General features: G+C 71.5%; 9 protein-coding genes. 6 read left to right on the plus strand and 3 right to left on the minus strand.

The genetic code is table 11. The features are described 5' to 3' along the window. Window positions 1-2: 2 nt before the first annotated feature. Window positions 3-236 (minus strand): MbtH family protein, encoded by a 234-nt coding sequence (locus ACIA5G_RS19540; RefSeq protein WP_395925000.1) that lies wholly within the window; start codon window positions 234-236, stop codon window positions 3-5. A 24-nt stretch (window positions 237-260) separates the two neighbouring features. Beyond that, a complete protein-coding gene (locus tag ACIA5G_RS19545) occupies window positions 261-1,529 on the minus strand; it encodes an MFS transporter (RefSeq protein ID WP_395925002.1) in 1,269 nt (422 codons plus the stop codon). A 153-nt stretch (window positions 1,530-1,682) separates the two neighbouring features. Between ACIA5G_RS19545 and ACIA5G_RS19550 the strand changes: the two genes are divergently transcribed. Then, window positions 1,683-3,350 carry a DUF885 domain-containing protein gene (locus tag ACIA5G_RS19550; RefSeq protein WP_395925004.1) on the plus strand — a complete coding sequence of 556 codons (1,668 nt, stop codon included), beginning with the start codon at window positions 1,683-1,685 and terminating at the stop codon, window positions 3,348-3,350. Between the two features lie 53 nt (window positions 3,351-3,403). Here the strand turns inward: ACIA5G_RS19550 and ACIA5G_RS19555 are convergent, their stop codons facing one another. Further along, on the minus strand, window positions 3,404-3,988 hold the full coding sequence (locus ACIA5G_RS19555; protein WP_395925006.1) for a TIGR00730 family Rossman fold protein: 585 nt from the start codon (window positions 3,986-3,988) through the stop codon (window positions 3,404-3,406). 237 nt (window positions 3,989-4,225) lie between these two features. On the opposite strand from ACIA5G_RS19555, the gene ACIA5G_RS19560 reads away from it, so the two are divergent. The 5 genes from ACIA5G_RS19560 to ACIA5G_RS19580 are packed head-to-tail and all read left to right on the plus strand — an operon-like array spanning window position 4,226 to window position 14,227. After that, window positions 4,226-5,176 (plus strand): TauD/TfdA family dioxygenase, encoded by a 951-nt coding sequence (locus tag ACIA5G_RS19560; protein WP_395925008.1) that lies wholly within the window; start codon window positions 4,226-4,228, stop codon window positions 5,174-5,176. 22 nt (window positions 5,177-5,198) lie between these two features. Next, window positions 5,199-7,034 (plus strand): amino acid adenylation domain-containing protein, encoded by a 1,836-nt coding sequence (locus tag ACIA5G_RS19565; RefSeq protein ID WP_395925010.1) that lies wholly within the window; start codon window positions 5,199-5,201, stop codon window positions 7,032-7,034. Beyond that, window positions 7,031-8,290 (plus strand): acetyl-CoA carboxylase biotin carboxylase subunit family protein, encoded by a 1,260-nt coding sequence (locus tag ACIA5G_RS19570; RefSeq protein ID WP_395925012.1) that lies wholly within the window; start codon window positions 7,031-7,033, stop codon window positions 8,288-8,290. Before ACIA5G_RS19565 ends, ACIA5G_RS19570 begins: the two co-directional genes overlap by 4 nt. 35 nt (window positions 8,291-8,325) lie before the next feature. Further along, entirely contained in the window at window positions 8,326-13,059 is a 4,734-nt protein-coding gene (locus ACIA5G_RS19575) for an amino acid adenylation domain-containing protein (protein ID WP_395925014.1), read from the plus strand. Next, window positions 13,052-14,227, plus strand: coding sequence for a Zn-dependent hydrolase (locus tag ACIA5G_RS19580; RefSeq protein ID WP_395925016.1), 1,176 nt, complete (start codon window positions 13,052-13,054; stop codon window positions 14,225-14,227). The genes ACIA5G_RS19575 and ACIA5G_RS19580 overlap by 8 nt, the downstream gene beginning before the upstream one ends. Window positions 14,228-14,238 lie beyond the last annotated feature (11 nt).

Raw genomic sequence — 14,238 nt, forward strand, 5'->3', positions numbered from 1 at the left:
GTTCAGTGCCCCTGCTCCCCGGCGGTGACCGTTTCCTGCGCCGCCATGCGCTTGCGCAGGCTCAGTGGACGCATGTCGGTCCACACCTCGGCGATGTGCTCGAGGCACTCCGCCCGGGTGCCCTCGGCACCGGCCGGATACCAGCCCGCGGGCAGCTCTCGCCCGGCGAGCCAGATCGAGTACTGCTCCTCGTCGTTGCGCACCACGAGGTGGGCGCGAGTGTCCTCGTCGTTCATGGTTCTCTCCAGCTCGTGTCGGAGTCAGGACTCTTGGGCGTCGGCGACCACCGGGTCGCCGGGTTCGGGAATGGTGGTGAGCCGGGCGATCGGCGAAGCGAGCAGCCACAGGCAGCCGAGCACGCCACCGAGGGCGGCGGTGATCAGCGTCGGGCGCAACCCGACCACCGTGCCGAGCCAGCCGCCGACGAGTGCGCCGAGCGGGCGGCTGCCGTAGTTGATCGCGCTGTAGGCGCCGGCGGCGCGGCTGCGCATTTCGGCGGGGATGACGGCCGACTTGAGCGAGTTGTTGCCGATGTCGTACAACATCACGCCCATGCCGGACAGGCACTCCACGGCGGCGAGCACACCCACGCCGAGCCAGTGCGGCCCGCCGGCGATACCGAGCAGCACGAAGGGCGCGGGGTAGCAGATGGCGCCGACCACCATCGAACGCCCGAGGCCGATGCGGTCGATGACCTTCTTCGCGACCACGGCGCTCAGCAGGCCGCCGGCCGCACCGGCGCCGAGCCCGATGCCGATCTCCCCGGCGGACAACCCCAGCGCCCGGCTGGCGAACAGGAGCACGAGGGCCTGCCCCATGTACATGAAGAAGTTCATCGTCGTGGAGCAGGCCAGGCAGGCGCGCACGATCCGGTGGCCGAAGTTGAACCGCAGCCCCGCGAGCAGCCGGCGGCCGAGCGACGTCGAGGTGTCGGCGACCGGTTCGCTCCCGGTGACCTTCACCCGGCCGATGCTGAACGCCGAGAACAGGAATGTGACCGCGTCGACGAACACGGCGAGCGGTGCGGTGATCGCCTGGATCAGCGCACCTCCGACGGCCGGGCCCGCGATGTAGGAGGCGGAGCGGGTGGTGCTGAGCTTGCTGTTGGCCGCGACGTAGTCCGAGCGTGGTACCAGGGCGATGAAGAACGCCGGGTACGTGACGTTGAACAGCATCTGCCCGATGCCGATCAGCGCGGCCACGACGTAGAGCTGCCCCAGGGTGACGTGCCCGAGCAGGGCGGCGGCGGGCACGCTCAGCAGCACGGCCGCGCGCAGCAGGTCGGCGGCGATCAGCAGCTGCCGTTTGTCCCGGCGCGTGTCGACCCACGTCCCGACCAGCGGTGAGAGCACGTTGGGCAGCCAGATCAGCGCCACCAGCGTCGCGGACTCGGCGGGATCGGTGTGCAGCAGCACCACCGCGATGAGCGGGATCGCCAGCTCACTGATCCGGTCGCCGAACTGGGAGACGCTGTTGCCCAGCCAGAACCGGTCGAACTGCCGGTTCCGCTGTCCTGATTGCGCTCTCATCCCACCGCCTCTGGTTCGTCCGATCACCTTCGTGGCACTCACCAAAGCAAGCCCGGTCTCCTGTCGTCTACCGAGCTGTTCCCAGGTGGACCGGGCACTTTTCCCGGGCGAGCGGGATTGCTGCTCACTTCGCGGCAGGACAATACTTCTTGCATGGACACCCCGGTGCACCGTCTCTGCGATTCCTATGTGGACGATTACGCGCGGCTCCAGCCGGCGCTGGCCACCGCGATCGGCATTCCGGACCACGACCACCTGCTGCCCGATCTCTCCCCGGACGGCCATGCCGAACGGGCCCGGCTGATCGCCAGGACACTGCGCGCGGCCGACCGGCTGGAACCGGCCGACGACGGCGAGCGGGACGCGAAGGCCGTGCTCGTCGAGCGGCTCGGCGTTGACCGTGAGGCCTACGACCTGGGCCTGATGGAAGCCGAACTGAGCGTGCAGACGAGCCCGGCGAGGCAGGTCCGGCAGGCGTTCACCCTGATGCCGACCGGCTCACCGGAGGACTGGCGCAGGATCACGGCACGGATGTCCGAGGTGTCCGGCGCGCTCGCCGGCTACCGGGAAAGCCTGCGCGCCGCGGCCGCCCGAGGTCAGGTCGCGCCGGCTCGGCAGGTGCGCAAGGTGGCCGAGCAGTACGCGGCTTGGGCCGGGACCGGCGACGAGCCGGGCTTCTTCCTTTCCCTGGCCGGTTCCGCGGTGCCGGACGCACCCCGTGCCGAGCTCGCGGCCGCCGCGGCCGGCGCCGGGCAGGCGTACACCGAACTGGCCGCGTTCCTCCGGGAAGAGTTGCTGCCGAAGGCGCCCGAGACGGACTCCGTCGGCGCGGACGCCTACCGGCTCAGCGCACGCAAGTACCTGGGCGCCGACGTGGATCTGCGGGAGGCCTACGAGTGGGCCTGGACGGAGTTCGTCCGGCTCGAATCGGAAATGGCCGAGGTGGCGAACCGGATCCAGGCCGGTGCGAGCGTTCGCGAGGTCGGCGAAGCACTCGACGCCGACCCGCGGTACCGGATCACCGGAGCGGCAGCGTTCCGTGACTGGGCGCAGGACTTGTCCGACCGCGCGCTGGCCGAGCTGAGCGACACCCATTTCGAGATCCCGGCCGAGCTCATGCGCCTGGAATGCCGGCTCGCGCCACCCGGAAGCGGCTCCGGGGCGTACTACACCGGACCGTCGGACGACTTCACCCGGGCCGGCGCGATGTGGTGGGCGCTGCCGCAGGACAGGTCCGGGTTCACCACCTGGCGGGACACCAGCACCGTGTACCACGAGGGTGTACCCGGCCATCACCTGCAGATCGCGACCGCGGCGCACGAGTCGAAGCGGCTCAACAAGTACCAGCGGCTGCTCGCCTCCGTCGACGCCCATTGCGAGGGCTGGGCGCGGTACGGCGAGCTGCTCATGCGAGATCTCGGTCACCTGTCCGACGACGGCGACCTGATGGGCATGCTGAACGAAAGCCTGTTCCGCACCGCACGGATGATCACCGACCTCGGTGCACATCTCGAATTGCCGATCCCTGCCGGCACGGGTTTTCACCCGGGCGAGCGCTGGCGTCCGGACCTGGGCCTCGAGTTCATGCTGACGCGAACGATCACTGATCCGGTCCTGGTCCGGGACGGGCTCGACCGCTCGCTCGGCTGGCCGGCCCACGACCTGGCCTACCGGCTGGGCGAGCGGCTGTGGCTGTCCACGCGCGACGACGCCCGTGCGCGGGCCGGATCGTCCTTCGACCTCAAGGAGTTCCACATGCGGGCGCTGCGCATGGGCCCGATGGGCCTGGACACGCTGCGCGAACGCATGGTCGCCGGGTGACACGACAGTGCTCCGGCATCGGTGATGCCGGAGCACTGGTGAACCGGGCGCGGTCAGACCGGCAGTTCGGCGGCCTCGACCCCGGCGTGCAGGTGCTCGAGAACTTCGTCGACGGTCTCGGCACTCCGCACCAGGCCGCGTTCGTCGGCGCCGACGAAGCCGTCGGTGACCGCACGGTCGAACCAGGTCAGTACGGAATCGAAGTAGCCGTCCACATTGGCGACCGTGATCGGCTTGGTGTGCAGGCTCAGCTTGGCCCAGGTGGCGATCTCCAGCAGCTCGTCCATCGTGCCGAAGCCGCCGGGAAGCGCGACGAAGCCATCGCTGAGCCGGTACATCAGGTTCTTGCGCTCGTGCATGGACTTCACCACGAACAACTGGGTGTTCCCGCCGGCCGCCTTCTCCTTCTCGATGAGGTGGGCCGGGATGATGCCGGTGACCGCACCGCCCTCGGCCAGCACCGCCTGCGCGATCGACCCCATCAGCCCGAGGCGGCTGCCGCCGTACACCAGACCGATGTCCTGGCGGGCCAACTCGGTGCCGAGCCGCTCGGCGAACTCGGTGTAACCGTCGAACGTCCCGCTCTTTGCGCCGCAGAAGACGCAGATCTGCGCGGGCTTGCGATTCCGCGAGTGCATAGCACCTCTTTCATCGTGGCCGGATCCGTTGACAGAAAACAAGTCTGCCTCCGCCGATCCTCGGGGCGACAGAGATCGTGCCCAGGACTGGGCCGGGAATTGTTCCTGGCCGGACGGGAACGCTGCTCATTGCCGCCGGAGCGGCGGGCAAGCGATGCTCGACATGTCGAAAGCGATCCGTGATCGACGTTCCGGCATCCGGCCGACCCGGCAGAACCCAGAAACAGTGGTGGTGAAATGGAACTGGCACTCGCCCGTGAAGCAGCCGACGAAATATCCCTGCTCGCCTCCGAGATCGCCGCGGCGCCCCCGGGCCTCGTGGACGACCGGGAATGGGTGGCGGCGGCACGCCGGGCCTCGTGCCGGCTGCCGATCGAACTGCGGGAGACGCTGCGACACTTCCGGCACGATTCCGGTCCGGACGCGACCTTGCTGATCCACGGATTCCCGGTGCGGGAGGCGGAGCTGCCGGCCACGCCGATGGTGGCCGGCTCGGCCGAGACCGCGGCGTCGCCGACGGCGGCCATGCTGGCGCTGACCATGCTGCATCTCGGCGAGCTGGTGGCCTTCCGGCCCGAGAAGGGCGGCGCCCTGGTGCAGAACGTGGTGCCGGTGCCCGATCGGGAGCAGGACCAGAGCAACGCCGGCTCGACCCTGTTGCAGATGCACGTGGAGAACGCTTTCCACCCGCATCGGCCCGACCTGGTCGCTCTGTTCTGCCTACGCGGCGACCGGGACCGCCGGGCCGCGCTCACCGTGGCGTCGGTGCGCGACGCGCTCCCCTTGTTGTCCGACCGGACCCGCAAGGTGCTCGGCACCCGCGCGTTCGTCACCGAGGCGCCGCCCTCGTTCGGCTCCGGCGCCTCGCTCGGGGCGGAACACGCCGTGCTCGACGGTGATCCCGACGACCCCGATCTGCAGGTGGACTTCTTCAGCACCAAGCCCGCGGACGACCTGGCCGCCTCGGCCATGGCCGAGCTGGCCGACGCACTGCGGTCGGTCACCCGGCGGCTCGACCTCGAGCCCGGTGACCTGGCGATCGTCGACAACCGCCTCATCGTGCACGGCCGCACCGCGTTCAGCCCGTACTACGACGGCCGGGACCGCTGGCTGCAGCGTTCCTTCGTGCACCTGGACCACCGGCGTTCCCGGGTGATGCGCCGCGGCGGCGGCAGCGTCCTCGACTGATTCCGGCCGATCGGAGATGACCATGAGTGCCGAGCCCGAGCTCGTCCACCAGGCGATCGCGGATCAAGCGCGCGCCGATCCCACGGCCACCGCCGTCGTCCACGGTCGCGCGCGGCTGACCTTCGCCGAACTGGACGCCGGCGCGAACCGGCTGGCGCATCTGCTCCGCCGCCGTGGCGTGCGGCCGGAAAGCCGCGTGGGCGTCTGCCTCCCCGCGGGGCCCGACCTGATCGTCGCCCTCCTCGCGGTGCTCAAGGCGGGCGGCGCCTACGTGCCGGTCGACCCGGCCACGCCGCCTGAGCGGCTCAGGTGGATGCTGGACGATTCCGGAGCGGCACTGGTGCTGACCCGGCAGTCGTCGGCCGCACGCACCGGCCGTGCCGGGCCCGAGGTGATCACCCTCGACACCGCGCGGCACGATCTGGCCGACCTGCCCGCGACCGACCCGTTGTCCGAAGTGGACTCGCAGAACTTGGCCTACGTCATCTACACCTCCGGGTCGACGGGACGGCCGAAGGGTGTGCAGATCACGCACGGCGCCCTGGCTCGCTACCTGGGCACTGCGGTCGCCGACTACTGCGCGTCCGGCAGTGGCGGTGCCCCGCTGCTGTCCACCGTGTCCTGTGACCTGATGGTGCCGGTGCTGTACGCGACCCTGCTGTCGGGCCAGCCCGTGCATGTGCTGGACGAGGACACCGATCCGGGCCGGCTGGGCGCGGCCCTGGTGGCGGCCGGGCCGTTCGACTTCATCAAGCTCACGCCGAGCCAGCTGGTGCTGCTGACCCGGCAGCTGACCACCGGGCAGATCAGCGGCCTGGCGGCCACCGTGGTCGTCGGCGGCGAGGCGCTGCCGGGAGCAACCGCCCGGCACTGGGCCGAGCACCTCGGCGGCCGGCTGATCAACTCGTACGGTCCGACCGAGGCGACCGTCGGGACCACCGCCCACTCCGTCACCGGCACGGTCCGGCGGGAGACCGTCCCGATCGGCTTGCCGGTCGGGGGCGCGACCGTGCACGTGCTCGACGACCGGGGCCGGCCGGTACCGGCCGGTGTCGCGGGCGAGCTGCACATCGGCGGTGACCGGCTGGCCCGCGGTTATGGCGGCCGCCCGGACCTCACCGCCGAGCGGTTCGTCCCCGACCCGTTCGGCCCGCCGGGAGCCCGGCTCTACCGCACCGGCGATCTGGCCGTGGTGCTGCCGGACGGGACGATCGACTTCCTCGGCCGGATCGACGGGCAGGTCAAGATCCGCGGTTACCGGGTGGAGACGGGAGAGGTCGAGCACGCGCTCATCCGCCTGCCACAGGTGGCGGCGGCGGTCGTCACGCCGTACGAGCCGGAGCCGGGTGACCGCAGGCTGGTCGCCTACGTCGTGCCGGAGAAACCCGGACTCGACGTGTCCACCCTGCGCGCGGAACTCGGCCGCACCCTGCCTGGGCACATGGTTCCCGGCATCGTCATCACACTCGACGCCCTGCCGCTGGCAGCGACCGGCAAGGTCGACCGGACCGCGCTGCCGGATCCCGCCGGCTTCCGCCCGGCCGAAGGCACCGTCGTCACCGGTGAGGCCACCGACCTCCAACGGGCCATCTGCGAGATCTGGGCCAGGGCGCTGTTCGTCGAGCGCATCGACGTCCACGACGACTTCTTCCGGCTCGGCGGCGATTCGCTCACCGCGGTGCGGGTGATGTTCGAGCTGCAGCAGGAACGCGGACTCGACGTCGCGGTCCACACGCTCTACGCGGCGCCGACGGCTGCGGAGCTGGCTGCGACGATCGACTCGATGGCGGCCCGCGCGCCTGCCGTCGCGCCGATCGTGCGCCGACGGCAGGACGTGGGCAGCGAGGCCGGGCGATGACCGGCCACCCGGTGCTGCTGGTGGTGTACGACTTCGGCAGTCTCGCGCCGACTCGGATCGCCGAAGCGGCCGCGGCCAACGGGTGCGACGTGGTGTTCGTCGTCGCCGACTCCGAGCACACCCGGCAGATCCGGCCGATCCTGACCATGGTCGGCTCGGTCGTCGAGCTGACCGATCCCGGGGACGGCGCGCTCGTCGACCGGCTGCGAGGCCTGCAACCGGCCGGCATCGTGACCTTCAGCGAGCTCTGCATCGGGCACACCGCCCGGCTGGCGGACGCGCTCGGCCTGCCGAACCATGCGGTGGCCGACATCGACGTCATCACCACGAAGAGCGCCCAGCGCGCACGACTGGCCGAGACCGGGGTCGAGACGGTGGCCCACCACGTGGTGACCGACCGCGCCGGAATCGAAGCGGCAACCTCGGCGGTCCCCTTCCCCGCCATCGTCAAGCCGGTGGTCGGCGCGTCCAGCCGGAATACCGAACTGGTCTCCTCGCCGCAGGAGTGCCGCGCCGTGCTGGACCGCACGCTGGGTGGCGCCACGCCGGGACCGGCGGACCTGCGGGAGAAGGCCGTCATCGTCGAGGAGTTCCTCGCCGGGCGGCCGACCGGCTGGCCGTGGGCCGACTACATCGCGGTCGACTGCGTCGCGACCGGCGACATCGTGCGGCCGCTGTTCGTCAGCAGCCGGTTCCAGCTCGCCCAGCCCTTCCGGGAACGCGGCGGCTATGGCGGGCAGTCCGTTGTGGACGATTCCGAGCTGGCCGTGATCACCAAGCTGGCGTGCGAGGCGATTCACGCGGTGAACATCCGGCACGGCGTCGCCCAGGCCGAGCTCAAGCTCACCGTGGACGGCCCGCGCGTCATCGAGGTGAACGGCCGGCTCGGCGGCTGGGTCGACGACCTCGCGGTGCGCTCCGGCGGCGCCGATCCCGCGGACGTGGCCGTCAAATGCGCACTGGGCCTGGACTTCGACCTCCACCCACCGCCGGCGGACGGGCCGATCCCGTTCCAGTACATCGTGATTCCCCCGGCCGGCGCCGACCGGGTCACCGCGATCAAGGACGCGGGTGTGCTGCGCCGGATCGACCACGTCGAACGGGTGTCCGTGCTGACCTCGCCCGGGGCGTCGGCCGACTGGCGGCTCGGCACCCGCAGCAAGGTGGCCGCCGTCTTCGGCACGACCCGGACGCTGGCGGACCTGGCGGACACGATCACCGAGATCGAGCAAGCCGACTGGATCGACTACGCCTGATCGCCGACCGACAACGTACTGACAGGGATGTTCTTGTGGCTGCGACTGGTTTTCCGCTGTCGTTCGGACAGCAGCGCCTCTGGCTCGTCGAGCAGGTGCGCGCGGACAGCGCCGAATACACCGTGCCGTTCGGCTGGCGGCTGTCCGGCTCGCTGGACCCGGCGGCGCTGCAGCGGGCCCTGACCGCCCTGGTGTCCCGGCACGAGGTGCTGCGCACCCGCTACGTGTCCACCGACGGCGTGCCGGAGCAGGTCGTCGACCCGCCAGGCGCACCGGAGTGGGCGGTGGTGAACCTGCTGGAACTGTCGTCTGCCCGGCGTGAGTCACGGCTGCGCGAACTGATCGACCAGGCCGCCGACCGGCCGTTCCGGCTCGAGGCGGAATGGCCGGTGCGAGCCACGCTGTTCCGGCTCGCACCGGAGGAGCACGTCCTGCTGCTGGTGCAGCACCACATAGCCAACGACGGCCGGTCCCGCGACGTGCTGACCCGGGATCTCGGCGAGCTGTACCGGGCCGAATCGGCCGGTGGGCCCGCGCAGCTGCCGGAGCTGCCCGTGCAGTACGCCGACTTCGCCGGCTGGCAACGCGAGACGACGACCGACGCGGTGCTGCAGCGTCAGCTCGGCTACTGGCGCGACCGGCTCGCGGGCATGGAGCCGCTGGAGCTCCTGCCCGACCGGCCGAGGCCCTCGGTGTGGCGGGCCGACGGCGGCGAGGCCCGGTTCACCGTCCCTTCCTCGGTGAGCCGTGCCCTCGCGGAACTGGCCCGCTCGGAGCGGGCAACGCCGTACATGACATTGCTGACCGCAGTCTTGGTGCTGTTCTCGCGCTACACGGGCCGGGCGGACGTCTCGGTCGGCACTCCGCTGAGCGGACGCGGCCGCCCGGAGCTCCAGGATCTGATCGGGTTGTTCGTCAGCACCTTGGTCATTCGCGCCGACCTGGCCGGGCAGCCGACCTTCCGGGAGGCGGTCGGCCGGGTGCGGCGGGCGTGCCTGGACGCCTACCAGCATCAGGACCTGCCGTTCGAACGCCTCGTCGAGGAGCTGGCACCGGAGCGAGACCTGTCCCGGAACCCGTTGTTCCAGATCATGGTCAGCTACGTCGCCGGCGACCGGCCGTGCCTCGACCTGCGCGGCGTGCGGGCCGAGCGGGAGCCGATGCCGGCCGACAGCCCGGCGTTCGATCTGTCCATCGAGCTGACCGAAGCGATCGGCGGTGGCCTGACCGGGCTGATCACCTACGCGGCCGGCCTGTTCGAGGCCGCCACGATCGCGCGGTTCGCCGCGGATCTGACGCAGCTGCTCGCCGCGGCGGCCGCGGAGCCCGACCGCGCGATCGGCGATCTCCCGCTGCTCACCGGCGACACTCGCAACCAGGTTCTGGTGGAGTGGAACCGGACCGCGGTGCCCCGGCCCGAGGCCTGTGTCCACGAGCTGATCGCGCAGCACGCGGCACGGACGCCGGACGCGCTCGCGGTCGCGGGTCCGTCCGGCGAGCTGAGCTACCGGCAGCTCGACCAGCGGGCCAACGCGCTGGCCCAGCAGCTGCGCGTGCTCGGCGCCGGCCTGGAAACGCCGGTCGGTGTGTGCCTGCCGCGGGACACCGGCCTCGTGGTCGGTCTGCTGGCCGTGCTCAAGGCCGGCGCCGCCTACCTGCCGGTCGACCTCGATCAGCCGGAGGAGCGGACGGCACGCGCGCTCGGAGAGGCCGGGGTGTCCGTGGTGCTCGGCCACCCGGCGTCGGCCGGCCGGCTGCCCGGCGGTATCCGGCTGGTGAGGCCGGACGAGACGCAGTTCGCCGCCGAGCCGCCCAGCACCGGCGCCGGTCCGGACAGCCTGTTGTACGTCCTGTACACCTCGGGCTCCACCGGCGAACCCAAGGGAACCCTGATCACCCACCAGGGCATGGTCAACCGCGCGCTGTGGGGCGCACGGCACCTGCGGCCGTCCGACCGGGTGCTGCACAAAACCGCCCTGACCTTCGACGCCGCCGGCTGGGAACTGTGGGCGCCGCTCATCACGGGCGCGACGTTGGTCACCGCGGCACCGGACGTGGAGCGTGATCCGGCGGCGCTCGTGCGGGCCGTGGCCGACCACCGGGCGACCGTCCTGCAGGTGGTGCCCTCGATGCTCCGGCTGCTCGTCGAAGAACCGGGCCTGCCCGGTTGCACGTCGCTGCGGCTGGTCTTCGCGGGCGGCGAGCGACTGACCGCCGAGCTGGGCGACCGCGTGACCGAGCTGCTCGATGCCGAGCTGCACAACCTGTACGGGCCGACCGAGTGCACGATCGACGTCACGTCCTGGCCGTACACCAAGGGTGACCGGGTGGCCATCGGAGCCCCGATCGACAACGTCCGGGTCTACGTGCTCGACGCTCGCGGCAACCCGGTCCCGGTCGGCGTTCCCGGCGAGCTGTACGTGGGCGGCCCGGGGCTGGCCCGCGGTTACCTCGGCCGTGCGGCGCTCACCGCCGAGCGGTTCGTGCCCGACCGGTTCGGCGACGGTGACCGGCTGTATCGCACCGGCGACCAGGTTCGCTGGCTGCCCGACGGTCACCTCGAGTTCCTCGGCCGGCTGGACGACCAGGTGAAGGTCGGCGGCGTGCGGATCGAGCTCGGTGAGGTCGAGTCGGCGCTGAGCCGGCATCCCGGTGTGACCGGCGTGGCGGTCGCCGCCCGCACGGACCGGCTGGGCGACACGTTCCTGGTCGCCTACTACGAGCCGGCGGGCATCGCGCCGGCGGCCATGCGTGACTTCGCTGCTTCGCTGCTGCCAAGCACGGCGGTGCCCGCGCGGTTCGTTCCGCTGGCCGAGCTCCCGCGGACGACCGGCGGCAAGGTCGACCGCCCGGCACTGCCCACCGCGGAACCGGAGGCGGAGGGCGCCTACGTCGAGCCACGGAGCACGACCGAACGCCGGGTGGCGGAGATCGTCGCCGCGGTCCTCGGGCTGGACCGGATCGGCCTGCATGACGATTTCTTCCGGCTGGGCGGCCATTCCCTGCTCGCCGTCCGCGCCGCCGCCCGGCTGCGGGCCGAGCTGTCCACCGAGCTGCCGGTCCGGCTGCTGTTCGAGGCGTCCACCGTCGAGCGGATCGCCCGGGCGGTGGAGACGGCGACGACCACCCGGCGGGTGGTCATCCCGGCCGCGCCGCGGGACGTGCCGCCGCCCGCCTCCTCGGGTCAGCAGCGCCTGGCTTTCCTGAACCGGCTGCGACCGGACCAGCCCGAGTACCTGGTCACCGTCGCCGCCCGGTTGCGGGGGCCACTCGATGTCGAGTCGCTCGCGGACGCCGTCCACGAGCTGGTGACCCGGCACGAGGCGCTGCGCACCCGGTACGCCGTCCGCGACGGCCGGATCGTGCAGGTGATCGACCCGCCGGAGGTCATCGAACTGTCCAGAGTGGACGCCGAGCACGTGCGCCACGACATCGCCGAGTTCGTCACGCAGGTCTCCAGCCGAGGCTTCTCCCTGGACGAAGAGCCGCCGCTGCGCGCCACGCTGGCCCGGATCGGCGAGGCCGACCACGTGCTGGTGCTGGCCATGCACCACATGGCCTGCGACGCGCGGTCGATCGAGGTGATCGTGCACGAACTCGGCGAACTCTATGCGCATCGGCCGCTTCCCCCGCTGCCGGTGCGGTTCGCCGACTTCGCCGTATGGGAACAGCAATGGTTGCGCTCCGAAGAGGCAGCGGCCCAGCTCGAGTTCTGGCGTGAACGACTCCGGGGTGCGGTTCCGCTCGAACTACCGACCGACCGGCCTCGCTCGCCGGAAGCCGGGAACACCGGGGCGGCCGTCGAGTTCCGGGTGCCGGCCCCGCTCGCCCGGGCGCTGTCGGAGATCGGCCGGGCCGAGGCGGCGACGCCGTTCATGACCATGCTGGCCGCCTTCACCGTGCTGCTGGCCGAACGCACCGGGCAGCGCGACATCGTGCTCGGCACCACCGTCGCCGGCCGGCCGCTCCCCGCCCTGGAGAACCTGGTCGGCCCGTTCTTGAACAGCGTCGTGCTGCGCGCTGATCTGACCACGAGCCGGACCTTCGGCAGCGTGATCCGCCACGTCCGCGACAGCGCGCTCGCGGCGTTCGCCAACCAGGACCTGCCGTTCCAATCGGTCGTCGAGGCACTGCGGCCGGACCGCGACCCGGCCCGCAACCCGCTGTTCCAGGTGCAGTTCGAACTGGAGCCGTACGGCGGTGGCGAGCTCCGCTTCGGCGACGTCCTCGCCGAGCCGGTCCGGGCCGATCGACAGGTGGCCAAGGTCGACCTCGCGCTGCACCTCGGCGAACAGCGGGACGGGTCCTACTGCGGCAGCCTGCTGTATCCCGTGGCGCTGTTCACCGACGACACCGCCCAGCGCATCGTGGCCGGATTCCTGGACGTCGTCGAACGCGCCGCCGCCGGGAGGCTCGATCTGAGCGCCGGCGGCGGGCCGGCCGCGCTCCCGGCCGAGACCGAGCGTCCACTTGCGACGGACGAACCCGGCGTCGTCCTGACGCCGGCCGAGGAAATCCTGGCCGGCATCTGGGAAGACGTCCTCGACCTCGACCGCATCGGCCGTCAGGACAACTTCTTCCACCTCGGCGGCCATTCGCTCTACGCCATCGAGGTGCACATGCGGCTCCAAGAGGAATTCGACATCGATCTGCCACTGCGCGCCCTGTTCGACGCACCGACGTTGCGCGAGCTGGCCGTGGTGATCGACCAGGCGGTACCCGACAAGAACAAGCCGGTCTCCGGCACCGAAGGCGGCAGCAATGAGTAATCAGGTTCGCACCACGACACGTCCGGCCGGTGACACGGTCCACGCCGAGCGCCTGCTCGGCGATCTGGACACGCTGGCGTCGTTCGGCGGCCGCCCGGACGGCGGGGTCGACCGGGTCGCGGGCTCCGCGGCCGACCGCGAGGCCAGGGCCTGGCTCGCCCGGCGCATCGAACATGCCGGCCTGCACGCGTACACCGACAAGATCGGCAACGTGTTCGGCCGGACCCACGCCGGACCGGGACCGTGGCTGCTGGTCGGTTCGCACACCGACACGGTGCCCGCGGGTGGCCGGCTGGACGGCGCCCTCGGTGTGCTGGCGGCCTTGGAAGCGCTGCGCACGCTGCACGAAAGCGGCCACCCTGCGGCCGACCTGATCGAGATCGTGAGCTTCTGGGACGAGGAGGGCGCCTCTCCCGACTCGCCGGGTGGGCTGATCGGATCAACGGCGCTGTGCGCGAGCGAGCACATCCGGCAGATCAGCGGCTACCTCGAACTCCACATCGAGCAGGGGCCGCGGTTGGAGAACTCCGGACTCGAACTCGCTGCGGTCGACGGGATCGTCGGGATCGACCGGTACCGGATCGAGGTGTGCGGCGCCGCGAACCACGCGGGCACCACGCCCATGGACGCCCGGTCGGACGCGGCCCGGGGCGCCGCCCGCGTGCTGGCCGGAGTGCGTGCTGTGGCGCTCGGCCTCGACCCCGGCATGGTCGCCAACGTCGGCTGCCTCGAACTGCGCCCGGGCTCCCCCAACGTGATCCCCGGCGCGGCCACCATGGTCGTCGAATTCCGGGCGGGCGGTGAGGAGTCGCTGGCCGGGGCCGGGGCCGAACTGGGCGCGCTGGTGACGCGGATCGTCGGTGAGGAGCGGTGCACCGCGACGATCGAGCGGATCTCCCACAAGCCGGTGACCCGGTTCGACCCGCACCTGTGCGACCTGGTGGAAGCGGCGTGCTCGCGCACCAGCCCGCTGACCGTACGGCTGATGAGCTATGCCGGCCACGACGCCAGTGTGCTCAGCGGTCACGTGCCCACCGGCATGCTGTTCGTCCCGAGCACCGGGGGGATCAGCCACGCGCCGCAGGAGTCGACACCGGACCGGCTGCTGGTCCAGGGGTGCCAGGCGCTGTACAACACGATCGCCGATCACTACCACGCACTGTCATGACCGGGTCCGCA

Origin of the sequence: Amycolatopsis sp. NPDC051758 (assembly GCF_044453095.1) — a bacterium.
In the GTDB taxonomy this organism is placed as follows: domain Bacteria; phylum Actinomycetota; class Actinomycetes; order Mycobacteriales; family Pseudonocardiaceae; genus Amycolatopsis.

Excerpts from the sequence above, each read along its gene's own strand:
- ACIA5G_RS19550 (WP_395925004.1), top strand. The coding sequence starts at position 1,683 with ATGGACACCCCGGTGCACCGTCTCTGCGATTCCTATGTGGACGATTAC.
- ACIA5G_RS19570 (WP_395925012.1), top strand. The coding sequence starts at position 7,031 with ATGACCGGCCACCCGGTGCTGCTGGTGGTGTACGACTTCGGCAGTCTC.
- ACIA5G_RS19580 (WP_395925016.1), top strand. The coding sequence starts at position 13,052 with ATGAGTAATCAGGTTCGCACCACGACACGTCCGGCCGGTGACACGGTC.
- ACIA5G_RS19540 (WP_395925000.1), bottom strand. The coding sequence starts at position 236 with ATGAACGACGAGGACACTCGCGCCCACCTCGTGGTGCGCAACGACGAG.
- ACIA5G_RS19565 (WP_395925010.1), top strand. The coding sequence starts at position 5,199 with ATGAGTGCCGAGCCCGAGCTCGTCCACCAGGCGATCGCGGATCAAGCG.
- ACIA5G_RS19545 (WP_395925002.1), bottom strand. The coding sequence starts at position 1,529 with ATGAGAGCGCAATCAGGACAGCGGAACCGGCAGTTCGACCGGTTCTGG.
- ACIA5G_RS19560 (WP_395925008.1), top strand. The coding sequence starts at position 4,226 with ATGGAACTGGCACTCGCCCGTGAAGCAGCCGACGAAATATCCCTGCTC.
- ACIA5G_RS19555 (WP_395925006.1), bottom strand. The coding sequence starts at position 3,988 with ATGCACTCGCGGAATCGCAAGCCCGCGCAGATCTGCGTCTTCTGCGGC.